The following is a 22,855-nucleotide window of genomic DNA, read 5'->3' on the forward strand; positions in this document are numbered from 1 at the left end:
GCATCCCTGCGGGCAGTCCCGGGCAGACGTCAACGCCTCATCGATTTTCAGCCGGACCGGAGTCATCGCTTCAATGCCCTGACTTCCAGTAAAAGCTGTTTTGCTGTTTAAACAAAAAAACGCAGATGGTCAGGCGTGGGCTGGTCTGGCTGAAAATTGCCGACGTGTTTCCGTAAGGCCGGGAGAGCCAGCATGGATGCTGGCTCAGGGCGCGCTTTGCAGGGACGTTTCCTCGCGCCCGGCCCGGAAGCCTGGAGGAATAAGCGGAGGGTATTGCGTAGCAACAATTTTCCCGCCGGGAGCCGGGATTGTAAAGGGCGTGGCGGAAAACGCCCTTTACACGTTCACGGGAATCCGTGTTTCAGAGAAACAATGAGCATGAGGTGAACGGAACTCTATCTCCGGGATAGCATGTTCTTTACCTCCGCCAGTTTACTGAAACTGAGGCGCTAACTGACTGGCATTACTCCCGTACGTGGGAGCCATTTTTATAACAAGCTTATTGCTTACGCGTTCAGCAGTTGCTCAGCCGTTGCCTTCACGCTTGCCAGCAGGACTTTAACATCCTCCAGACATACCGTCGGATTGAGCAGCGTTAGCTTCAGGCAGGTGACACCATCTGCTTCGGTCACGCCGACGTTGGCGCTACCAGAAGCCAGCAGAACGTCGCCAATACGCTGGTTCAGCAGCGCGACAAATGCCACGTCGTCACGTTGCGGGCGGAAGCGGAACAGCACGCTTGCCAGCTGCGGCTCCATCACCAGTTCAAGATGTGGCTGGGTTTTGACAAACTCAGCAACATCACGCGCCAGCGTCACACCGTTATCAATGATCTCGGCATACTGCTTTTTGCCCAGCGCTTCGAGGCCCATCCACAGCTTCAGCGCGTCGAAACGGCGCGTGGTCTGCAGCGACTTCGATACCAGGTTTGGTACGCCAGCCTCTTCATCGAAATCAGAGTTCAGGTACGCCGCCTGGTAACGCATCAGCTCGTAGTGGCGCGCATCTTTTAACAGGAACGCACCACAACTGATGGTCTGGAAGAACTGCTTGTGGAAATCCAGCGTCACGGAATCTGCCAGTTCAAGGCCGTTCAGGAAGTCACGGTACTTATCAGAAAGCAGTAACGCCCCGCCCCATGCCGCATCCACGTGCATCCAGATCTGATGTTCTGCAGCCAGCGCTGCAATATCCGCTAACGGATCGATTGCGCCCGCATCGGTAGTACCGGCAGTGGCGACGATTGCCATCACCTGCTCACCGTTGGCTTTCGCCTGGGCCAGCTTGTCTTTCAGATCAGCCAGATCCATGCGTGAAAACGCATCGGTCTTCACCTGGGTGACGGAACGGTAGCCCAGCCCCATCAGCGCCATGTTCTTCTGCACGGAGAAGTGCGCGCTTTCAGAGCAGAACACTTTGATTTTACTCAGATCACCGGTCAGACCATCCTGCTGAATGGAGTGCCCCTGGCGAGCGAAAAAAGCATCACGCGCCAGCATCAGGCCCATCAGGTTACTCTGCGTACCGCCGCTGGTGAATACGCCCGCATCGCCTGCCGGGTATCCAACCTGCTCACGCAACCACTCGATCAGCTTGATCTCAATGATGGTGGCCGACGGGCTCTGGTCCCAGGAGTCCATACTCTGGTTGGTGGCGTTGATCAGCACTTCCGCCGCCTGGCTAATCACCAGGCTCGGGCAGTGCAGATGCGCCACGCACTGCGCATGGTGAACCAACAAGCTGTCTTTGAGAAAGTATTCAACCGCACGCTCAATAGCGGCCTGGTTGCCCAGGCCCTGAGACGTAAAATTCAGGTTGATACGTTCACGCAGTTGCTCAACGGTTTTACCCTGATACATCTCAGGCTGCTTCAACCATTCAACGACCGCTTGCGTACTCTGCTCGATAGCGTCCTGATAAGCTGCAATGCTTTGCGCCGAGCCGGACAGAATCGGGTTTACGTCTGACATTCGATCCAACTCCGTTTAAACCGGCTTCACGCCAGCGCCCAGCAGGGCGTTTTCGAATTTATCGAGGAAGATTTCCAGCTCAGCGTTGGTGATCAGCAGTGACGGCAGCAGGCGCAGCACGCACCCGTTGCGGCCACCACGCTCCAGAATCAGCCCATTTTCGAAGCATTTTTTCTGCAGCAACGCGGACAGCTCGCCATCGGCCGGGTAGCAGCCCATGTGATCCTGCGCTTCGTTCGGCTTCACGATTTCCAGGCCGATCATCAGACCCAGACCGCGCACCTGGCCGATAACCGGGTAGCGTTTCTGCAGGTCAGCCAGTTTGCCTTTCAGCCACTCGCCCTGGGCAGCAACTTTATCGGCAATCTTGTCATCTTTGAGGATCTTCAGCGTTGTCAGACCGGTCGCCATCGCCAACTGGTTGCCGCGGAAAGTACCAGTGTGGTGGCCCGGAGCCCACGCATCGAACTGCTTTTTAATGCCCAGCACCGCCAGTGGCAGACCGCCGCCAACCGCTTTGGACATCACGATGATATCTGGCTCAATACCGGCATGTTCGAAGGCGAACAGTTTACCGGTACGTGCAAAGCCCGCCTGAACTTCATCGATGATCAGCAGAATGCCATGTTCCTGCGTCACTTTACGAATGCGTTGCAGCCACTCGACCGGAGCCGGATTCACGCCACCTTCACCCTGCACCGCTTCGAGGATCACGGCAGCTGGTTTACGCACGCCGCTTTCAACGTCGTTGATCAGGTTTTCGAAGTAGTAGGTTAATGCTTTAACGCCAGCGTCGCCGCCGATACCCAGCGGACAACGGTATTGATGCGGATACGGCATAAACTGCACTTCCGCCATCATGTTGCTGACCGCTTCTTTCGGCGACAGGTTGCCGGTCACGGACAGCGCGCCGTGGGTCATCCCGTGGTATCCACCGGAGAAACTGATGATGCTGGAACGGCCGGTGACTTTCTTCGCCAGCTTCAGTGCCGCTTCAACAGCATCTGCGCCGGACGGACCGGTAAACTGCAGGCAATATTCTTTGCCCTGACCCGGTAATAAAGAAAGTAAATATGATGAGAATTCATCTTTTAACGGCGTGGTAAGGTCAAGCGTATGTAACGGTAAGCCGCTTGTGATGACACTTTGAATGCTCTGCAGCACTTCAGGATGGTTATGACCAAGCGCCAGGGTTCCGGCACCTGCCAGGCAATCAAGATATTGATTATTTTCTACATCAGTAATCCAGACGCCCTGCGCTTTAGCGATCGCTAATGGCAGTTTACGTGGATAGCTGCGGACATTAGATTCAAACTCAGCCTGTCTTGCTAAAAAGGTATCATTGCTCTGCGGTAATGAATTAGCACTTAAAGTATCAATACGGACTTTATCCGTCATCATATCACTCCTACAACCAGGTGTAGATTAACGCCTGATTGAATAAATGGTTATAAGGATTACCTGTAAAAAAGCGCGGCTAATATATGTTGTTTTAGCTTAGGACTCAATCATTTATTTTTCGGCATTAAAAATAACAACTTTCTCTTTTAAATTCAAAGCGTAACAACCATTTACCATTACTAAATCCTAAAGAAATATATCTATTTAATTAACAATGTTGTAGCTAATTGCAACGCAGACAATCTAATAAAAACCATGGGGTTTTCGTGTTTTTATTATTTTTTTACACGTTTTTACCATTAATGATGCTCGCGACATCTTGTGATGACATGATTTTTCACTTATTTGTCGATAAATCGAATAAAAAAGTCGATCCCTAAATATAAATCACTTAGTATGGCGCGCTTATTTGCAGGCTATGTAGATAAAATTAATGCGCAGCACCCGATAACGCGTACAGGCGACACGCGTTATCGACAACAGGTATTCCCTGGGTTGTCAGCAGAAATGTTCGCGGGCGGACATTTCGTAAGGCGAACTTCGTTCCCTTATGCCGAGAATGAAAATTTTCTAGCCATACTTTTATGGCGCCCTGATATGAGATTGTTATGACTCGCATTTATCCACCATCCGTCGTTGCCAAATTTGGCGGCACCAGCGTCGCTGATTTTGATGCGATGAACCGCAGCGCCAGCATTGTCCTTGCTGATCAAGATGTCCGTTTAGTCGTTTTGTCTGCTTCAGCAGGCGTGACAAACTTACTGGTTGAGCTTTCTGAAGGTCTGGAAACACATCAACAATTAGATAAGATTGAGACTTTACGCGCCATCCAATACAACATTATTTCCCGCCTGAAGCAGCCGTCCGTTATCAGCACGGAAATTGATAATCTTCTAAACAATATACGTCGACTTGCACAAACGGCGATGGTTTCGCCGTCTGATGCGTTAAGCGATGAATTAGTCAGCCATGGCGAGCTGATGTCCTCGCTACTTTTTACTGAAGTCTTACGTGAACGGCATGCCGAGGCCGGGTGGTTTGACGCCCGCAGCGTGATACGTACTAACTCGAACTTCGGCTGTGCCGAACCTGAGCTTGGCACACTGCACCACCAGGTGGAGACTCACCTGCGCCCTCGTCTTGAGCAAGCGATTATGGTGACTCAGGGATTTATCGGGCGTGATGCCGCAGGGCACACCACTACGCTTGGGCGCGGCGGTAGTGATTACACGGCTACGCTTCTCGGTGAGGCGCTTCACGCCACACGCGTTGACATCTGGACCGACGTCGCAGGGATCTACACCACCGACCCACGCATTGCGCCGCGGGCCAAACGAATCGACCATATCTCATTTTCCGAGGCCAGCGATATGGCCGCCTACGGTGCGAAGGTCCTCCACCCGGCGACACTGCTCCCGGCAATGCGTAAAAGCATTCCGGTCTTTGTTGGCTCAAGTAAGGATACTGCCGCCGGAGGTACGCTGGTGCACAACACCACCGATAATCCACCTCGCTATCGCGCGCTCGCCGTGCGTCGTAAACAGACGCTGTTGCGGTTACACAGCCTGGAGGCGCAACCTTCCTGTTCTTTCCTGGCGCAGTCCTTCGCCATTTTAGCTCGCCATGCGGTCACGGTGGATTTGGTTACAACCTCAGAGAATAGTATTGCGCTGGCGCTGGACGCCACTCATGCAACCTCAGGTGAAGACCATGTGTTGACCACCGCATTGTTTACCGCCTTGTCCTCCCACTGTCGTGTGGAAGTGGAAACCGGGCTGGCGTTGGTCACTTTGGTGGGGAATCAACTCACACAGGCTGCGGGGGTTTGCAAAGACGTTTTTGCCTGGCTCGAAGAGCATACGGTGCGAATGATTTGCCACGGTGCGTCAAACGATAACCTGAGCATTCTGTTGCCGGCTGACAATGCAGACAGCGCGATCAAAGCGTTACATTATCGGTTATTCGAATAACGCTTCTTTGTAGTATGCCACCAAGGGTAGAAGTCGTTTAACCCAGTACTGACGAACAAGCAGAGCCCTGGTTTTTAAACCAGGACTTTGTGTTCAAACAACTGCACTCCAAGCTGGGAGAGCTATTTAGTTATGCCGATGATTGGTATCACCGCGACGGCAGCGTTTGTCATAATGGCGCACCCACCAGTAACGATCGCTGATTTGTTCGTGCCCCCCCACTCTGGCACCCGCCAACCAGAGGACACCACCAACAAAAATACTGAGCACGGCACCATGTGCGAAAAACTGTGGCAGATTAAATTGCGGCAGTTGGTTTAAAATAGAGTAACCAACACCACCCACCATCACCACCAACCCTAAAGCCATGAGCACGTTACCGAGTAACGAAGCGTTTTTGCGTTTCATGTGTCACCTCCGGAACTTTGGGTTGTTACAGGGAATACCCCTAATCCTTATGTGTAAAGTATAGACAACACTGCCGTTCGCAAGTGCGGGAGCGATCACAATTACAAACACTCATGCAACAAAACTTTACAAATAAGCTACTGAACATACTCATTTTCTAATAGTCCATTTGTGCAATTATTCAGCTTTTGGCGATAAGCACGCAGTTTTTTGTCAACAGCAGCGTCAGACAGTAAACTACACGTCGTTTATCGAAACACTCAGGACAAAACACGTGGCGATTAAATTGATTGTCGGCCTGGCAAACCCCGGCGCAGAGTATGCGGCAACGCGACACAATGCAGGCGCATGGTATGTCGATCTGCTGGCAGAAAGATTACGCGCTCCCCTGCGCGATGAGCCGAAATTCTTCGGCTACACCTCCAGAGTTACGCTTGAAGGTGAAGACGTCCGTCTGCTGGTGCCAACCACATTTATGAATCTGAGCGGCAAGGCTGTCGGTGCGATGGCCAGTTTTTATCGTATTAACCCCGATGAAATTTTGGTCGCACACGATGAGTTAGACCTGCCCCCTGGAGTGGCCAAATTTAAGCTTGGCGGCGGTCATGGCGGACATAATGGCCTGAAAGACATCATTAGTAAGTTAGGTAATAACCCCAACTTTCATCGTTTACGCGTTGGAATTGGCCATCCGGGCGATAAAAACAAAGTTGTCGGATTTGTTTTAGGCAAACCGCCTGTTTCAGAACAGAAGTTAATTGATGAAGCAATTGACGAAGCGGCACGTTGTACCGAGATTTTGTTCAAAGACGGCCTGACCAAAGCGACGAGCCGGTTACACACCTTTAAAGCGCAATAAGCAGCGATGTGCGGCATTTTTCTCGCGTGCTGTGTATAATAGGCAAAGTTATTTACATTTCTACAATCTGTTTTCCATAACAGGTTGAATATTAAAAGATTAAGGTGATTTAAACATGGGATTCAAATGCGGTATCGTCGGTTTGCCAAACGTAGGCAAATCCACCCTGTTCAACGCGCTCACAAAAGCGGGTATTGAAGCGGCAAACTTCCCGTTCTGTACTATCGAGCCGAACACCGGTGTTGTCCCGATGCCCGATCCGCGTCTGGATCAGCTGGCCGAAATCGTCAAACCGCAGCGTATCCTGCCAACAACGATGGAATTCGTCGACATCGCCGGTCTGGTAAAAGGCGCGTCCAAAGGTGAAGGTCTGGGTAACCAATTCCTGACCAACATCCGTGAAACCGAAGCTATCGGCCACGTGGTGCGTTGCTTTGAAAACGACAACATCATCCACGTTAATAACAAAGTGGATCCGGCTGATGACATTGAAGTTATCAATACCGAGCTGGCGTTGTCCGACCTCGACACCTGTGAGCGCGCTATCCATCGCGTGCAGAAGAAGGCCAAAGGCGGCGACAAAGACGCTAAAGCAGAACTGGCTGCGCTGGAAAAATGCCTGCCACAGCTGGAAAACGCTGGCATGCTGCGCGCGCTGAAAACGCTGACTGACGAAGACAAAGCGGCCATCAAATACCTGAGCTTCCTGACGCTGAAGCCAACAATGTACATCGCCAACGTCAACGAAGACGGTTTTGAAAATAACCCGTACCTCGATAAAGTGCGCGAAATCGCGGCTGCCGAAGGTTCTGTTGTGGTTGCCGTTTGCGCAGCCGTTGAAGCTGACATCGCAGAACTCGATGATGCTGACCGTGAAGAATTCATGGCTGAAATGGGTCTGGAAGAGCCGGGCCTGAACCGCGTTATCCGTGCTGGCTACGAATTGCTGAACCTGCAGACCTACTTCACCGCTGGCGTGAAAGAAGTCCGTGCATGGACCATTCCTGTCGGTGCCACGGCTCCGCAGGCAGCCGGTAAAATCCATACCGACTTCGAGAAAGGCTTTATCCGCGCACAAACCATCGCGTTTGAAGATTTCATCACCTATAAAGGTGAGCAAGGTGCGAAAGAAGCTGGGAAAATGCGTGCCGAAGGTAAGGACTATATCGTCAAAGATGGCGATATCATGAACTTCCTGTTCAACGTCTAAATAAAATTTGTTGTCTTATGAGGTTTCATTGAATCTCATAACAATGAATAAACCCTATAAAATCCACGCAATTGCGTGGATTTTTCATTTCGCAATGTCTCAATTCATCTCATAACAACACTGTCAAAAATGAGTACATATTGACGCTGATCCCTTCGTGAAGCATGCCGCCCTACATTTTCTCCAGAATTAAACACGCTTCACGATTAAGCGTAATGAACTCCTGCCAGCTATATTGCTGTTGGTAGTTAAGCTGATACTGCTTTTCTACCTGGCAAATAAGCGGACGTGTTTCATAAATCGCGCACAGCTTTGTCTCCATCTGATAGTGACGACAAATGCCGTCACCGCGATCAAGAAACTGCGTTTCACTGGCGCGATCGACGTGGCGACAACAAGCGCCACACTGGTTACAGGGAAACGCGGGCGTGAGCGTCATAGCTTACTTAACCAGCTACGTACAGAGCGGGTATTCCCTGCTTCAAACGGTAGCGCAATATTTCGGCGCTCAACCTCTGCACGCAGCAACAAACCACGCTCAATTTCACTGTTCACCGCGTTAAGATGCAGCGAGAAACGCGATAACGCTGACGTATCAATAGCAAACTCTAACGCCGAAAGCTCCAGTAGATAACGATCGAGTTCAGCATTCACCTGTTGATAATACTCTAGTGCTTTCTGATACTTATCTTTAAACGTATCCAGAAACGCCCAGACCTTTTTCATCAATGCGCTGTGTTCCAGGAAGTAGTTCATTACCAGCGTCAGAATACCTGTCGCCAGCGCACCGCAGAAAGCGGCCAGTTCCGGACCAAAAGGAAAGACGAGCATCTTGGCTAAAGCTTCGTTAACCACCACACCAGCAGCCACGGCCACACCCGCAGCCACCAGCTTGCTTACCGCTTTAGCGAGCTGCCCCGGCGCTAAGCCTTCGGGGTTAAAGACCATAACTTTAAAGGCCTGTACCAAATTGTTCCACATCTCACGAATCAGGCGCACCATCATCTTCTTAGTTGTAAAGAAGATATTGAACAGCGTCGTCGTAATGCTGGAGAGCACGCCACCGATGGCACCGTCTTTAAAGGACGTCAGGAAAGTGCTGAATTTACCCTGCACTCGCTGCCAGACTGCGCGTAATGCCTCCGCCGCATCTTGCAGGAAGTCTCCGGCATCGAATGAATGACGATGCTTCTCAAACATCACGGGAATACGCGCGCGGAACTCAAACCAGGTCTCTGCCAGAATCAGTCCCAACATCTGCCGCGTTCCCATGCGAAACGCATTGTTCATTGTGGCGGTGGCGACATTCTTCGCAAACTTACTGCTGGTATAATATTCCTGATTGATCGTACTGTTGTATTTTGCCCGCGCCTTTTTGTCGGCCTCTTTCATCCGTTCAAAATCGGCGGCGGCTTTATTTTCCAGCTTATTCAGCTGTTTTTGCTCTTGCTCGGAAAGCATTGGCTGGCTGCGTAAACGGGCAATTTCCTGCGTGGTCACAGCATGCTGTTCTTGTAGCGTTTGCACGAAGGCATCCATCGTTTTCGCCTTCTTCGCCTTATTCAGCGACTCATTCGTGAAGGTCAGATTTGATGAATCATTAGCCAGATCGGCACCATCGCATTCGGCAAGGATACGCCCTGGATCGTTGTGAATTTCATGGGCGGCAATAATATGGTCGAGGTTCTTTTTATCATTAGCCGCAAATTTCTCACCGGTGTAGGTATCGGTCAACGTACCGGCCTCGTGCGCCTTTTTTCCCGCCCGGTTGGTGGCAATGTAGTTTTCGTGGCTATGGTAATGATGAGAATCATACCCTTCACGTTGCTCGTACCGTTGACGCTCGGCGTCGGTGGCATACACTCCCTCGCGAGCGTTATGAATGGTATTCACATCGCCGCCGTGTTTATCCTCCAGCAAGAGAAAATCCAACCCAAAAGAGGTGGTCAGACTCTTAACCACCGTCTGATGTAACTCTTCACCCCAGTCAAACCTGGCTGTGTTCATTGTGCTCGCCCATAGCAATGCCGGGCAGATTCGCCCGGCGCGTCGATTAAATACGAGAAGAAAATGCGTCAAACTCAGAAGCAGAAACCGCCAGTTTTTCGTCCAGAATCTCTTTGTTCAGCAGGTTCATACCGTTGCTGTCGGTCTGCAGTTGGATCACGCCATCTTCGATAACAGCTTCACCGTTTTCCTGCGTCACCGGCTTGAACAGCGGCGTGGTGATCACGTCGGTCATGATGGCGGCTAATTCATAACCATGGTCGATAATAGCCATGATCTCTTCCGACTCACTAATCTCAGTGGTTATATTCTTCTCATGACGCTCAACAATGATGGCATGCATCGCTTTCAGCGGTTCAAAGTAGTGTTGAACAAAGACGCTATGCATACGGGTTATTGATTCATAAATGCTATTTACATACTGCTGCACCTTCGTCAGCTGCGCTTCAGCCGCATTCATTTTTTCCACCGCAGCTGTCACTTCACGGGAGCTTTGATAAGCATTGTTAAGCGCCTTTTCGGCATGGCTATCGTAAGCCCAGCCTGCGATAGCAATCAACGGAGCCACTACCGCGCCGCCAAGTACCATCGCACCGCCCGCCATTCCCCAGCCGCCTGCGGCCAGAGAACCGCCGCCAATAGCCGCCATTGTGGCGTTATACGCCGCCGCACCAGACAGGGCGGCAATCGGCGTACCGGTAGACGCTGCGGCAAACGCCATCACGCCGCTGTACACGGCAAAACCAGCGGCAGCACCGGACACCCCGGCACCGACGACCGTCGTCAGGTATTCCGTGGCGGAAATCGCCAGACTCTGAATTTTATTGATGTTGTGCTGCGGTACCTTCAGACGAAGATCTTTATGTCCATCTTTAGCCATACGCGCCAACAGATCGTCGGCAATCGTTTTAAATTCATTGAAATCTTTACCGATCTTCAGTTCTTTTTCACCCAGCTCGGCCAGTTTTTTCGACGTTGTTTCATTCGCCAGATCAAAGCTCTCTTTATGCTTATCAAAGCGACGCTGCGCGCGATCTAAAACATCGTCGGCTTCTGATTTTTTCTGGTAGCCATCATAAGCTTTTTTGCCACCAAACGCCGTTGCCGCTGCCGCGACGCCCAGAATAATGAAAGGTAATGCCATAAATAAAAATCTCCTGTGCAATAAGTCGTTGTTACCCGCTACGCATCACATTCCAGAACAGGAACAGAGTCGCGATCGCCAATGATGTAGTTATGCAGTATGTTGATGACCGTTTTTTTCAACCATTCAGGTTCCAGAATTTCTATATTCGGTAACCAGAATAGAATTAATGGAATAATTTGATTCTGATGTGCTGCCTTGCAAAGCAAAGTCACGCCATCATTCTCTTCACGCACTAATTCTTGCTGAGGCAGTAAATCTCGTCTTGCGAAGTAGCCAGCAATGCTGTGTTTAATACGCACCCGCACCTCAAACGTCTCTTCACTTACCCAAGGATCGCGATGCTCATCAATTAATGACAGTGTGGGTGTATCGACAGTAAAATGCTCTTTCCGGATATCCAACCACCGAATTTTACTTAACGAAAAAGACTTTAGCTTTCCGTCCTCGGTCGCCTGCAGATACCAAATATTTTTCTGGTTAACTAATTTATAAGGGTGAACGGTGCGCGTTTTGTCTTTATATAAAATATGACAGACACTGTTTTTCTGAATCGCTTTTTCTAATAAGTTAAAATACTTTCGCAAATCATTTCTGACTGAATGTTCAGGGCGACCAAACTGAACTCTAACATGCTGTTCTACCGCTCGTTTTTCTAAGCTAAGCCAAAAATCCTCATCTCTATCAGGAAAAACCGCGTCGGCGTCCAGCAGCTTTGCCAGTGGGTCATGAAGGGCATAGGCGCTATTATTCTGCGCGCGAATCGGTATCAATCGATACTCTCCACCACCACACCCCTCAATAAAGGAGGAAAGCATATTAAGATCACGATAGACCGTTCGTTCAGTGATATTAAATTTCTTCATCAACTGATAGCGATTCACAACGCCACAAGTTTGCAGCTCTATTAGGATATCGACTAAACGTTCTGCTGAGCAACTCCTTGCTGAATCAGCCATAAGCACCTACTTTTCTGTTTTCCTGACATGAATTATATATAAAATGCTGACATATCCTGTCAGTGTATCGGCACGCTGATCATTTTTTTTAGAGAAATCGACAATTTATTTGACCATTAGTCGCGTTGGACAATTTTTAGGGACAAAAAGCGCTCCTCATCAGGAGTAAATGCCAGAGACATGGCGGCCAAAAGACCACCTACAAACATCCTCATCAAACTGGCTAACGGCTATCTCTTCCACTAAGCCAAATTCAACGTTGAGTTTGCAAAGGTGGATTGTCAGGAGAGTTTCTTAATGATGACCAGTATCGTGGTATGAACGCCGGTATTTGGTTTCTTCACGCTGAGTAAAAAAACATCATCTGCAGAAGGATGTGGACGCGCTGGCAACTGTTAGTGCTGCTGACTGAGTCGTTGAAACACGAGCTAATTCGTTGTACAACCGGGCTTACCCATTGATTTCATAGTGACAAGGGGCTAATTTGTATCTCATTAAACATGATTATGACCCTCATTAAAGCCAGACTATGAACATCAGCGAAAAAACATATCATCAATTGAAGGCCAAAATCATCGCCAATGAGTTGGTGGGGGCTATCTCAGAAAATGAGCTATGTCAGGAACTTAATGTCAGCCGTACGCCGCTGCGCGAAGCTTTGTTTCGCCTGATGACTGAAGGCTGGATTGAGCCTTCCAAAAATAAAACGAAAACCATTAAACCCATTACGCTCAGTGAAATACGTGATATTTTCCAGATCCGAAAAGACATTGAAATTATGGTATTGAATTTGTCATGGGAGAACCAGGACCCGCAACGCTACCAGACAATTAAAGATAAAATTGAAGTCGGTTTTCATGATTCGAATGTGTCTTTATTACTCGAAGCTGATAACGAGCTACATGAACAAATGCTATCCGATTGCCACAACGCTATTGTGACTAAAACGCTGACCTTCATGTATGACCGGTTACGCATGCTGCGTTCAGACAAAATGAAAAATGATTCAATTATTGATTCATCCAAAGAACATTTGAAAATTTGCGCCGGTATTATTGCCCGCGATATAGAACAAACCCGTGAGGCCATTGCCCATCACGTCAACAACTCCTACAACCGCCTGTTCTCCAGCTTTAAATAGGCTATGCATATAACATGACCGGTATTTCTACCGGTCATGTGGAAAGTTAAAAATTAGTAGAGTTGTCGGTACAACGCCTTAATCTCTTCAATACAAGTATCTCGAGGGTTTCCACCTGTACAGACGTCCGCCATTGCCGCGGCTGCCAGAGCATCGATATCTTCATATTTCATGCCGATATCGCGCAGTCGGGCGGGAATATTTACGTCGCGGTTAAGCTGTGCCACGGCTTCAACGGCCGCCTGACGCGCCTCTTCGATCGGCATCACCATGGCCTGAGTATTGCCCAAAGCCTGTGCAATTTGGCGATATTTGTCTCCAGTAAACTCGGCGTTGTATGCCATGATATGCGGCAATAGCACTGCATTGGCGACGCCGTGTGGCGTACCATAGAATGCTCCCAGAGGATGGGCCATTCCATGCACCAGGCCCAATCCGACATTAGAGAAGCCCATCCCGGCAATATACTGCCCCACCGCCATGCCTTCAGCGTCCTGGGCGATTCCCTGTATCGAACCGCGTAGCGAACGCCCTATCATCTCAATCGCCTTTAAATGAAGCGTATCGGTTAATTCCCATGCCCCTTTCGTAATATATCCTTCGATTGCATGAGTCAGCGCGTCAACACCGGTTGCCGCTTTTAAACTGGGCGGCATGCTGGCCATCATGTCAGCATCAATAATGGCAACGACCGGAATAGCATGAGGATCATAGCAAACGAACTTACGTCGGTTCTCTACATCGGTAATCACATAGTTAATAGTCACCTCAGCTGCCGTACCCGCGGTCGTTGGAATGGCAATCATCGGTACAGCGGCATTTTTAGTGTCAGCCCCACCTTCGAGGCTGCGGACATCGGCAAACTCAGGGTTGTTAATGATTATCCCTACCGCTTTGCACGTATCCTGCGGTGAACCGCCACCAATAGCGACCAGGTAATCCGCGCCCGCCTGACGAAATGCCTCAACACCTTGCTGCACGACATCAATCGTCGGGTTAGGTATGACCTTATCAAAAATTTGATAAGGCAACCCTGCGCTATCAAGAATATCAAGTACCTTGGTCGCTACATTAAACTGGATAAGATCGTGGTCAGTAACTACCAGCGCTTTTTTAAAACCTCGCTTTTTAACTTCATCAACGATAGCGTTAATTGAACCCACGCCAAAATATGAGGTTTCATTTAATATCATTCTATAAGACATATTCTATACCTTATAACAGAGAGGTATAACAGCAATACAGCATTGCCGTAGCATAATGTATGCTGTTATTGATTTTTGATTATTTGATACTGAACATTATGTCAATCTGTTGCGATTCCTGACGAGTTAGTTCCCCCGCAAAGCTTCTTGATTTCTCCCCAGAATACTGAAACTTATGAGCCACCGCGGTTTTAATTGTAGTAACAAAATCATTACCAATATTATAAATAGCAGAAAGTCGGCTTATCTCACGCTGTATGCCAGTAAGCTGGGTAAGATCATTTTCATCCCAGGCTTTAATTGCCTGCACAAAAAGTTCGGGACAAATATTATTTAATCCTGAAATAACTCCCGCGCCACCCGCCAGAAGATTTGGGATAAGATATTCATCATAACCGGACAGAACAACAAAATCGTCTCTAACGGACGCGACTGACTGAATAATTGCGCGAGTATGAGAGAGACAATCAACAGTATCTTTAACACCCACAAAATTGGGAAATTCTGCCGCTAATTGCGCTACCAGTACCGCGTCCAGATCGCATCCAGTTCGGGCAGGAAAGTTGTATGCGAACCATTTTCCATTCAGGCGCTGCCCCAGATCGCGGTAGTATGCCAATAGTTGGGCCGGCGTTTGTTGAAAATAGTAGTGAGGTAGAATCATCACTGCTTGATACCCGCAATGCCAGGCCTCTTCTGCCAGACGTATCATATCCGCCATACAGGTAGCTGAGATATTTGCCACCAGCGGCAGCGATGACATTTTCCGTGCCTCACGGATAAGCATCAGTCGTTCATCCAGCGTTAATGCGGTGAACTCCCCAATACTTCCCATTAGCAATACGACATGAGTCCCAGCCTCTTCCAACCGTCGCAAATGCTGCTGCAGTGCCGATAAATCAATATTTCCTTGTTGATCAAAAGGCGTAATTGATGGGCACCATGCACCGTGAAATTGAGCATGATTATCAGACATAATATATTCCTGAGAAAATAAAAATTGTTTTATTCAATGACATGGTAAACAACAGTATCAGCCTGTATTTTCTGCCAGTCCCACTGAATACCCAAACCAGGTTCTTCTGGTGGGAAAGCATATCCTTCGTGAATATTCACCTTATTAAGAGTAACACTATCGAGCTGTGGAATATACTCCAGCCAACGGCTATTAGTAATGGCGCAACATAATGATATATGCAATTCCATCAAGAAATGCGGGCAGACAATTTTATTAAAGCATTCCGCCATATGTGCAACTTTAAGCCATGGTGTAATACCACCAATACGAGCCACATCAACCTGAATAATATCTGCGGCATTATTCTGTAAATACTCTTTGAAGTGCTGGATAGAATAAATGGACTCACCCACCGCGACAGGAATGGTAGTTGACTCACACAATTTTTGATGAGAATCAACATCATGCGCCAGAAACGGCTCTTCAATCCATGAAAGATTAATATGCTCCAACAACGCTGCTCGCTGTTTGGCTTCCGAGAATTTAAACGCCTGGTTGCAATCAGTCATGATCACGTACTCATCACCCACCGCTTCACGTACAGCAGTCAAACGCTCGATATCACGCACCGGACTTTCAGAACCAATTTTGATTTTAGAACCGCAGAATCCCTGCGCCTTAACAGCCAGCGCATCATCAACTAATTCCTGAGTGCTTAAATGCAGCCAGCCCCCTTCGGTGGTGTATAACTTCATGCGCGACTTCGCACCACCTGCGACTTTATACAGTGGCAAATTCATGCGCTTACACTTCAAATCCCATAATGCGGTATCAATGGCTGCCAGTGCCAGAGACGTAATGGCGCCAACCGAGGTCGCATGAGTTGAGAACAGCAATGATTCCCAGATGCCCTCAATCATCGTCGCATCCTGACCAATCAATTTCGGTAACAGGTGATCTCGTAACAGCGCAACCACAGATGAGCCGCCGGTGCCAATTGTGTAGGTATAGCCTTCACCAATTTCTCCACTCGATGTTGTTAAACGAATAATCGGCGTCTCTTGTGAGACAAAAGACTGAATCGCATCGACACGTTTTACTTTAGGTTTCAAATCAACCATAAAGATTTCGGCTTTAACTATTTTCATTACATCCTCAATATCTGTTAATTTTTTCGCAAAGTTACAAATGATGCTTACTGAATACCAATGCTGGCCAGTTCATCCCACAATTCCTGCGGAATATCCCAGTTAGCCCAGGCAAAATTAGTCAACGCTTGTTCTACGGATTGAACGCCGCAGGTTACGGTGACCACATTTTGGTTTCTTAATGGGAATTGCAGCGCCGCAGCACCAATTGGCACGGCATGTTTTGCACATAGCGCTTCTATCGCATTGACTTTTTCAATAACCTGCGCTGGCGCGGAACCGTATTCATACAACGCCTTCGATTTATCTTTCGCGACTAAAACTCCGGTAGCGAAAGGTGCAGCAACAGCCACCGAAACATTGTTGCTTTCACATTTGGCAAAGAACGCCTGGCGGTCTGTTTCCAGCAGGTTGTAGCGGTTGGCGAGCATTAAGATATCCGGGGCAGCGTTATCCATCACCTCCATCAGGATTGCCTCTTCATTCGCGCCTGCGCCCCAGGCTTTGATATCGCCATTGCGCTTAAGCTCTTCTAGTGCTTTCTGCCCTGACTCACAGAAGGTTTTAAAATGTTGGCGTTCCAGTTCCGTATTGCCGTAGGTATAAGTGCCGAGATCGTGTACATAGAGAATGTCGATATAACGGGTTCCCAGCCGCTGGATAGAGTTTTCGTATGAGCGCATGATGCCCTCATAGGAGTAATCAGCCTGTCGGTTAAAAGGGTTCTCATCATAAAAAAATTCTCCTGCTTCAAGGCCTGGCTCTTGTTTCCGGGATTGCAGCAGACGACCAACCTTGGTGGACAAAACATATTCGCTACGCTCCAGTCCACGTAATCCCAGACCTAAACGCAACTCAGAAAGTCCGCTGCCATAATGTGGTGCAGTATCAAAGTAGCGCCAGCCAACCTGAATGGCCTTATCAACAATGTCCATGGCTTCGTTATTGCTCAGCGTTCTGAATAAATTAGCCAGGCTGGCTGCGCCGAAGGTTAAAGAAGGTACACTAAGCCCTACACTTTTAATTGTATTCTGAGTGATCATAATATTCCCCTGATGTTTATCAGTATTCTTAGTCAACTTTGTTTGCAGTTAATGAGGTCGCTGCTGTTGATTTATTATTAATATTAAAAATCAACTTCAGCACATAAATAATAATCCCGGTCACTACGATAGAAAAAAGACACAAGAGCGCAGGATTCATTCCTTTTAACAGCTCGAACATTTTGTAGAAGATATAAGATATAGCGTGTGAGCCACCATCGATTGATGAGGCCATCATCTCTTTTGGCACATTCAGTTGTGCCTTTTCGGCCAAAGCCTGCGACACTACAGCGAGATCCGAACCAAACCACAGGATCCCACACACGATGACAATGCCATTAATTAATCCACGGAACATGTTTCCGTTGCATGCAACCGTGCCAAAGACAACAAATATCGGCAGATAAGGAATATCGGCGAATGGCATCATGGTATTAAAAGGCAAAATAGTACTAATCAGGATCGTGAGTGGCACCATCAAAATACCTACAGACAATACCGCAGGGTTTTTAAAAGCAATTTCACCGCTGATACCAAAATAAAGTGACTTTGTTGGAAAACGTTTCTTTACCCATTCAGAAGCAATTTCAGTAATCGGTACCAGACCACTGACCAGCACTCCCGCCATCGTCGGTAATAACACCATGACCGCAGCAAAATTCATTCCACTCTTAATAATATCGCTGAACGGTAGCGCGCCAAGCATACCGATGATCACCCCCAGAATGGCCCCCATCGCTAACGGACTACCAAAAAAACCTAGTTTGGCTTCAATTTTGCTGAGATTAAGGTCAATTTTGTTAATCAACGGAATGCGATCAATTACACGGTCCATTAAAAATGCCAGCGGGGCCCATGCGACGATCTCCGCCTGAGTAATGGTCACGTTTGGCGTGTCACAGAATTTCTGCACATGTGGGGCAATGTAATCGGCGATTTTTAGCGTAATAATAAATGTGATCCAACTTGCAAAAATCCCCATCCAAAATGAACCCGTCACCTGTTCAACGATGATTCCGGCAAATACAAAGTGCCAGTAATTCCAAAAATCAACGTTAAGGGTTTTGGTGGTATTGGTTGAAATCATCAACAAATTAGTGGCAAAACATAACGCATAAACAATCGGCAGAGAAAGCGCAGCCAGACTGAAGGCGCTAATTAACGGCCAGCCCAGATCCAATACTTCATAATGAAGATTGAGGTTTTTTACCATCGCTTCTGTCGAGCTGCTAAGTGATGTCACCATAAAACCGATCAGCAACGAAAGACCGAGAAACCCAATACCTACCGTCATTGCATTTTTCGCCGCATCGGCAAGTTTCGCGCCAAATAGCACGGCAAATAAAAACATAATCATTGGAATGACCACTGCCGGGCCAAATCCGAGGATATATTGAACGACTTCCATAAGTGCCCCCCTGTTACTTTAATGAGTAAACCTTCTCTGCCACGCGATAAAAAAAGTTATCGCTGGAAAGAGCCTGGTGAGATTGCAGGTAGTTCTGGTAAAGCCCTAAAGTGTCGGCATACGGTAATGCCAGTAGAGAAACAGGCCAGTCGGATCCATACATCACTCGCTCATCACCAAATGCGGCAAAAACCGAGCTAAAATAAGGTTCAAGCTCCTGGCTCGCCTGCCCAGGTCCCGTCCAGCGGGCATAATCTGCTTCCGTGACCAGGCCTGATAGTTTGCAAAAAACATTGCTGTAAGCCTCACCAATCAACATTAACTGTTCACGCCAGCGGGTAATTTCTCCGTCGCGAACTGCGGGTTTTGCCGCATGTTCGATAACAAAGGTCACTTCCGGACAAGCAGAGATAAGCTGGCTTGCCGCCTCCAGCTGTTGGTGCGTAACCAGCAGTTCATACACCAGCCCCTGCTCTCCAACGCAACGTACCCCCTGGATAAATTGCGGGGTCACTAAATGGCTCTCAGGCAAGCCCTGAGACATATAGCGGATCCCTTTCAGATAGCGGGATTTTCTCTGCAGTCTCTGCAAATCCTCTGCGATCCCAGCCCCGCGGTTTATATCCACCCATCCCACAACACCTTTTACTTCATCGTGATGCTCAGCTATTTCCAGCAGCCATTCGGTCTCCTCAATTGAAGGGATGGCTTGTACTAAAATGGCGCCTTCGATGTGGTTTTCAGCCAATACGGCCTGCAAATCGTCAATAAGAAAATCACGGCGAATTGCCGCCAGATCGTCTGTGATCCAGGCAAAATGCTCTCCCTGGCAATGCCAAACATGGTTATGGGTATCAATCACTTTCATACTCACTCTCCTGTATTTTAATTGTATACAATGAGAATACAATAAAAGTCTGTGGTTAAAAGGCAACCACGGAATGCACTATCTGGGTACGGGATCACAATTTTCACGGTTTATCTGCAGGCTAAAAAAGGGACGTAAAAGCCTATAACCGCCGTAGAATCCGATGTCACTGGCTGAACTATTGCATGTGGTTAATGTGGTGGACGCTTGTACGTCCCGCTGAAGTTACAGAAGCAGAATGAGCAGAGAAGAGCTATGGATGGGTAAGTACGAACTAAAATCTAAACGTTTCGTAAGTTACGATGTATTGATACGTTAACATTAATAAATAACGGTTATTTTATTGAAACCCTAAATTACGACGAGAGTTTAATACACGCCTCAACTTTGAGCCTTGCGCGCTAAACAGTGACTTAACAGTCCCCCCACGTTTCAGTTTTGTAACATCCACCAGAAAATTAGCGATACCCCCACATAATTCACACATCCCTCCGGTTGATGAAACGTAGCAGTTAGGTTAATCATATTGAGGCGCGCGGAAGCCAGGGGCTGTCTACCCGCACGGTATCCCGGTGATCGAGCCCCTGGATAAGATGCAGCGCGCTAAGACGACCGATTTCATAGTGCGGCAGCTGTACCGTTGAGAGCGGCGGCAAAAATAGCTCGCCGGTGCCCACCATATTGTCATAGCCCAGCACAGCGACGTCCTGCGGAATGCGCAGCCCTCGCCCCAGCAAGAGCTGGTAGATAACAAAAGCCACGCGGTCGTTACCGCACACCACCGCATCGAACATCGGGCGCGCGCCGCTCAGGTAATGCCCGGCAATCTCCGCCGCATCAATATGGTGGCGCTCGCCCGGCGGAAGATAGTGGTGGAACATTGCATCAGGGTCGACACCCGCTTCACGACAAGCCCTCTCCATTCCCGCCCGACGGCGATCGGTCGCCACAATTCCTTTCGGTAGGTGGATACACAGCAGTCGGCGATAGCCTGCGGCCAACAGCGCTTTCACGCCAAGATATTGCCCTTGTTCATCATCAGGAATATAGGTGGGGAAAGGGCCGCTTGTGCTTTCACAGTTCGCCAGCACGCAGCGATACTTATGCAGCTTTTCCGGTACCGGTACCTGGCGCAGTCCCATCGCGGTGTAGATAATACCGTCCGGGCGATGCGCCAACAGCAGATCAACCATTTTCTCTGGCTTGTCATTGCTGAACATATTCACTACAAAGCTATTCCAACCGTGCGCCCGCGCGGTCTCTTCGATAGAGAGCGTTATCTCCACGGAAAATGGCGTAGTCATGGTGTCCAACGCCAGCACCCCAATCGTGTTAGCTGTGGTTTTCGCACCACGAATTTTTTTAGCGGAGAGATCGGAGACATACCCCAGCGCATCTACCGCTTCCATCACCTTTTTATAGGTTTCAGGCCGTAGTCGTTCGGGCTCGTTAATCGCCCGCGATACGGTCATTAACGAGACGTTAGCCCGCTGCGCCACATCCTTTAAAGATGCCATACCCTCTCCTTCGCCGATGTTCACTTTGCCGGGGTCTGAAAATGCGATCTCGATAACGCCCGCAAAATGTTAACGTTAACTTTTGTGATTAACATCGATATTACCATCAAATCTGCGAGAAAACCGAGAATGTTAACGTTATCTTTTGATCAATTCACTTACAGGGACAAGCAAATGACGTCACTACTTTCCAAAGCCAACGAAGCCTTAAGCCAGCAGAAAGACCTTGTAAACCCGCGCTGGTATCCACGCTATCACCTGGCGCCACCAGCGGGTTGGATGAACGATCCCAACGGTCTGTCCTGGTTCGATGGTTACTACCATGCGTTCTATCAGCACTATCCGTGGCAGCCGGTCTGGGGACCAATGCACTGGGGCCATGCGCGCAGCCGCGATATGGTGAACTGGGAGCACTTACCCATCGCACTGGCACCAGAAGGGCCGGAAGATAAAGACGGCTGTTTTTCCGGTTCAGCGGTGGTTGAAGGCAATAAGCTGGCTCTGATCTACACCGGACATAAGTTTGACGGCGAGGCGAAAGAGGAAAACCTGTATCAGGTACAGTGCCTGGCCACCAGCACCGACGGGATTCACTTTGAACGCCAGGGCATGATTCTGGATACCCCGCGAGGTGTACACCATTTTCGCGATCCGAAAGTCTGGCAAGAGGGAGACAACTGGTACATGGTGGTGGGCGCCCGGGTCGATGACGTGGGCGAAGTGCAGCTCTATCGCTCGCAAGATCTACAGCACTGGCAGTTTGCCAGCACGCTTGGCAGGGCCGATGACGGCATGGGCTACATGTGGGAGTGCCCAGACCTCTTCCCACTCAACAATAATCTCGTCTTCATGTTCTCGCCGCAGGGCATCGCCGCAGACGGATACGATTACCGTAACCTGTTCCAGAGCGGCTATATGGTCGGCGAATGGCAGGATAATCTCCATTTTCACGTCACCCACGCCTTCCAGGAGATGGATCACGGGCATGATTTTTACGCCCCCCAGTCATTTACCACCCCGGATGGGCGCCGCATCGTGATTGGCTGGCTGTCGATGTGGGAATCGCCAATGCCAGAACAAGCCGACGGCTGGGCGGGCATGCTTACCCTCCCCCGCGAGGTGACGCTCGATACCGATCAGCGGCTGCGTATGAACCCGGTGAAAGAGCTGGAATTATTACGCGGTGAGCTTCATGTCTGGCCGGTCAGCGAACTACACAATCGCACCCTGATGGTAGAGGAGCAGGCGCACGCTATTGAAGTCGAACTGAGCCTCGATATCGCCCGCAGCAGTGCTGAAGAATATGGTATCGCGCTGGGTGATGGACTACGGGTCTACGTCGATGCTCAGGCACAGCGTCTGGTGCTGGATCGTCGCTACCCGCAGCATGGTCTCTCTGGTTATCGCAGCGTGCCGCTTCCAGTTGGTGACCGGCTGGATCTGCGCTTATTTATCGACAGCTCCTCGGTAGAGGTATTTGTCAATCACGGTGAATATACCCTTAGCAGTCGTATTTATCCTGAACCGGACGATCGCCAACTGACCTTATTCAGCCTGAACGGACACGCCATTTTTAATCAAGGGCATGCCTGGCCGCTCAGCGCCAAATAAACATCCGTCTTACTGCTTTGGGGAAAAA

The 22,855-nt window shown here is 49.1% G+C and carries 19 protein-coding genes; 5 read left to right on the plus strand and 14 right to left on the minus strand.

Going from position 1 to position 22,855, the window contains the following annotated elements:
* Positions 1-506 precede the first annotated feature (506 nt).
* Together OGY08_RS19085 and OGY08_RS19090 are read right to left on the minus strand one after the other, a co-directional pair.
* Complete coding sequence (locus OGY08_RS19085) at positions 507-1,970, minus strand: pyridoxal phosphate-dependent decarboxylase family protein (RefSeq protein WP_125362584.1); 1,464 nt, start codon at positions 1,968-1,970, stop codon at positions 507-509.
* Between the two features lie 15 nt (positions 1,971-1,985).
* Positions 1,986-3,371 (minus strand): diaminobutyrate--2-oxoglutarate transaminase, encoded by a 1,386-nt coding sequence (locus OGY08_RS19090; RefSeq protein WP_008784983.1) that lies wholly within the window; start codon positions 3,369-3,371, stop codon positions 1,986-1,988.
* A gap of 608 nt (positions 3,372-3,979) precedes the next feature.
* Between OGY08_RS19090 and lysC the strand changes: the two genes are divergently transcribed.
* Positions 3,980-5,341 (plus strand): lysine-sensitive aspartokinase 3, encoded by a 1,362-nt coding sequence (lysC, locus tag OGY08_RS19095; protein ID WP_125362585.1) that lies wholly within the window; start codon positions 3,980-3,982, stop codon positions 5,339-5,341.
* A gap of 126 nt (positions 5,342-5,467) precedes the next feature.
* On the opposite strand, the gene ychH is transcribed toward lysC, so the two are convergent.
* Positions 5,468-5,749 (minus strand): stress-induced protein YchH, encoded by a 282-nt coding sequence (gene ychH, locus OGY08_RS19100; protein ID WP_003833480.1) that lies wholly within the window; start codon positions 5,747-5,749, stop codon positions 5,468-5,470.
* A gap of 274 nt (positions 5,750-6,023) precedes the next feature.
* On the opposite strand from ychH, the gene pth reads away from it, so the two are divergent.
* Positions 6,024-6,608, plus strand: a complete 585-nt coding sequence (gene pth, locus OGY08_RS19105; protein ID WP_003020814.1) for an aminoacyl-tRNA hydrolase — start codon at positions 6,024-6,026, stop codon at positions 6,606-6,608.
* A gap of 115 nt (positions 6,609-6,723) precedes the next feature.
* A complete protein-coding gene (gene ychF / locus OGY08_RS19110; protein WP_003020818.1) occupies positions 6,724-7,818 on the plus strand; it encodes a redox-regulated ATPase YchF in 1,095 nt (364 codons plus the stop codon).
* Positions 7,819-7,990: 172 nt separating this feature from the next.
* Here ychF and OGY08_RS19115 read toward each other — a convergent pair whose 3' ends face one another.
* Genes OGY08_RS19115 through OGY08_RS19130 form a run of 4 tightly spaced genes read right to left on the minus strand, consistent with a single transcriptional unit; the run spans position 7,991 to position 11,928 of the window.
* Complete coding sequence (locus OGY08_RS19115; RefSeq protein WP_048235250.1) at positions 7,991-8,257, minus strand: YkgJ family cysteine cluster protein; 267 nt, start codon at positions 8,255-8,257, stop codon at positions 7,991-7,993.
* Positions 8,254-9,825 carry an ATP--cob(I)alamin adenosyltransferase gene (locus tag OGY08_RS19120; protein WP_048235249.1) on the minus strand — a complete coding sequence of 524 codons (1,572 nt, stop codon included), beginning with the start codon at positions 9,823-9,825 and terminating at the stop codon, positions 8,254-8,256. The genes OGY08_RS19115 and OGY08_RS19120 overlap by 4 nt, the downstream gene beginning before the upstream one ends.
* 46 nt (positions 9,826-9,871) lie before the next feature.
* Entirely contained in the window at positions 9,872-10,969 is a 1,098-nt protein-coding gene (locus tag OGY08_RS19125; protein WP_048216231.1) for a hypothetical protein, read from the minus strand.
* 38 nt (positions 10,970-11,007) lie between these two features.
* Positions 11,008-11,928: a helix-turn-helix transcriptional regulator gene (locus OGY08_RS19130; protein ID WP_125362586.1), complete on the minus strand. Its 921-nt coding sequence runs from the start codon at positions 11,926-11,928 to the stop codon at positions 11,008-11,010.
* A gap of 529 nt (positions 11,929-12,457) precedes the next feature.
* Here OGY08_RS19130 and OGY08_RS19135 point away from each other — a divergent pair.
* Positions 12,458-13,069, plus strand: a complete 612-nt coding sequence (locus OGY08_RS19135) for a GntR family transcriptional regulator (RefSeq protein WP_048216229.1) — start codon at positions 12,458-12,460, stop codon at positions 13,067-13,069.
* Positions 13,070-13,122: 53 nt separating this feature from the next.
* Here OGY08_RS19135 and fucO read toward each other — a convergent pair whose 3' ends face one another.
* The 7 genes from fucO to OGY08_RS19170 form a co-directional block, all read right to left on the minus strand.
* On the minus strand, positions 13,123-14,274 hold the full coding sequence (gene fucO / locus OGY08_RS19140; protein WP_048224064.1) for a lactaldehyde reductase: 1,152 nt from the start codon (positions 14,272-14,274) through the stop codon (positions 13,123-13,125).
* 79 nt (positions 14,275-14,353) lie between these two features.
* Entirely contained in the window at positions 14,354-15,250 is an 897-nt protein-coding gene (locus tag OGY08_RS19145) for a dihydrodipicolinate synthase family protein (protein WP_057066760.1), read from the minus strand.
* 29 nt (positions 15,251-15,279) lie between these two features.
* The gene (locus OGY08_RS19150; RefSeq protein ID WP_125362587.1) at positions 15,280-16,380 is read right to left on the minus strand and encodes a mandelate racemase/muconate lactonizing enzyme family protein; all 1,101 of its coding nucleotides are present in this window, start codon (positions 16,378-16,380) and stop codon (positions 15,280-15,282) included.
* Positions 16,381-16,427: 47 nt separating this feature from the next.
* Entirely contained in the window at positions 16,428-17,423 is a 996-nt protein-coding gene (locus OGY08_RS19155) for an aldo/keto reductase (RefSeq protein WP_079934766.1), read from the minus strand.
* A gap of 28 nt (positions 17,424-17,451) precedes the next feature.
* On the minus strand, positions 17,452-18,831 hold the full coding sequence (locus OGY08_RS19160; protein ID WP_053071042.1) for a PTS transporter subunit IIC: 1,380 nt from the start codon (positions 18,829-18,831) through the stop codon (positions 17,452-17,454).
* Between the two features lie 13 nt (positions 18,832-18,844).
* Positions 18,845-19,699, minus strand: coding sequence for an amidohydrolase family protein (locus OGY08_RS19165; protein WP_103014332.1), 855 nt, complete (start codon positions 19,697-19,699; stop codon positions 18,845-18,847).
* Between the two features lie 521 nt (positions 19,700-20,220).
* Positions 20,221-21,216 (minus strand): LacI family DNA-binding transcriptional regulator, encoded by a 996-nt coding sequence (locus OGY08_RS19170; protein WP_048216224.1) that lies wholly within the window; start codon positions 21,214-21,216, stop codon positions 20,221-20,223.
* Between the two features lie 174 nt (positions 21,217-21,390).
* On the opposite strand from OGY08_RS19170, the gene OGY08_RS19175 reads away from it, so the two are divergent.
* Positions 21,391-22,827, plus strand: a complete 1,437-nt coding sequence (locus OGY08_RS19175) for a glycoside hydrolase family 32 protein (RefSeq protein ID WP_125362588.1) — start codon at positions 21,391-21,393, stop codon at positions 22,825-22,827.
* Positions 22,828-22,855: the final 28 nt, after the last annotated feature.

The organism is Citrobacter sp. Cpo069 (assembly GCF_030332785.1).
GTDB lineage: Bacteria > Pseudomonadota > Gammaproteobacteria > Enterobacterales > Enterobacteriaceae > Citrobacter > Citrobacter portucalensis.

What these genes read in the sequence shown, in the direction of transcription:
- OGY08_RS19090 (WP_008784983.1), bottom strand. Translation starts at nt 3,371, where the DNA reads ATGATGACGGATAAAGTCCGTATTGATACTTTAAGTGCTAATTCATTA.
- OGY08_RS19085 (WP_125362584.1), bottom strand. Translation starts at nt 1,970, where the DNA reads ATGTCAGACGTAAACCCGATTCTGTCCGGCTCGGCGCAAAGCATTGCA.
- OGY08_RS19120 (WP_048235249.1), bottom strand. Translation starts at nt 9,825, where the DNA reads ATGAACACAGCCAGGTTTGACTGGGGTGAAGAGTTACATCAGACGGTG.
- OGY08_RS19145 (WP_057066760.1), bottom strand. Translation starts at nt 15,250, where the DNA reads ATGTCTGATAATCATGCTCAATTTCACGGTGCATGGTGCCCATCAATT.
- ychH (WP_003833480.1), bottom strand. Translation starts at nt 5,749, where the DNA reads ATGAAACGCAAAAACGCTTCGTTACTCGGTAACGTGCTCATGGCTTTA.
- OGY08_RS19165 (WP_103014332.1), bottom strand. Translation starts at nt 19,699, where the DNA reads ATGAAAGTGATTGATACCCATAACCATGTTTGGCATTGCCAGGGAGAG.
- OGY08_RS19130 (WP_125362586.1), bottom strand. Translation starts at nt 11,928, where the DNA reads ATGGCTGATTCAGCAAGGAGTTGCTCAGCAGAACGTTTAGTCGATATC.
- OGY08_RS19175 (WP_125362588.1), top strand. Translation starts at nt 21,391, where the DNA reads ATGACGTCACTACTTTCCAAAGCCAACGAAGCCTTAAGCCAGCAGAAA.
- OGY08_RS19135 (WP_048216229.1), top strand. Translation starts at nt 12,458, where the DNA reads ATGAACATCAGCGAAAAAACATATCATCAATTGAAGGCCAAAATCATC.
- lysC (WP_125362585.1), top strand. Translation starts at nt 3,980, where the DNA reads ATGACTCGCATTTATCCACCATCCGTCGTTGCCAAATTTGGCGGCACC.
- OGY08_RS19155 (WP_079934766.1), bottom strand. Translation starts at nt 17,423, where the DNA reads ATGATCACTCAGAATACAATTAAAAGTGTAGGGCTTAGTGTACCTTCT.
- OGY08_RS19150 (WP_125362587.1), bottom strand. Translation starts at nt 16,380, where the DNA reads ATGAAAATAGTTAAAGCCGAAATCTTTATGGTTGATTTGAAACCTAAA.
- ychF (WP_003020818.1), top strand. Translation starts at nt 6,724, where the DNA reads ATGGGATTCAAATGCGGTATCGTCGGTTTGCCAAACGTAGGCAAATCC.
- OGY08_RS19115 (WP_048235250.1), bottom strand. Translation starts at nt 8,257, where the DNA reads ATGACGCTCACGCCCGCGTTTCCCTGTAACCAGTGTGGCGCTTGTTGT.
- fucO (WP_048224064.1), bottom strand. Translation starts at nt 14,274, where the DNA reads ATGTCTTATAGAATGATATTAAATGAAACCTCATATTTTGGCGTGGGT.
- OGY08_RS19160 (WP_053071042.1), bottom strand. Translation starts at nt 18,831, where the DNA reads ATGGAAGTCGTTCAATATATCCTCGGATTTGGCCCGGCAGTGGTCATT.
- OGY08_RS19170 (WP_048216224.1), bottom strand. Translation starts at nt 21,216, where the DNA reads ATGGCATCTTTAAAGGATGTGGCGCAGCGGGCTAACGTCTCGTTAATG.
- OGY08_RS19125 (WP_048216231.1), bottom strand. Translation starts at nt 10,969, where the DNA reads ATGGCATTACCTTTCATTATTCTGGGCGTCGCGGCAGCGGCAACGGCG.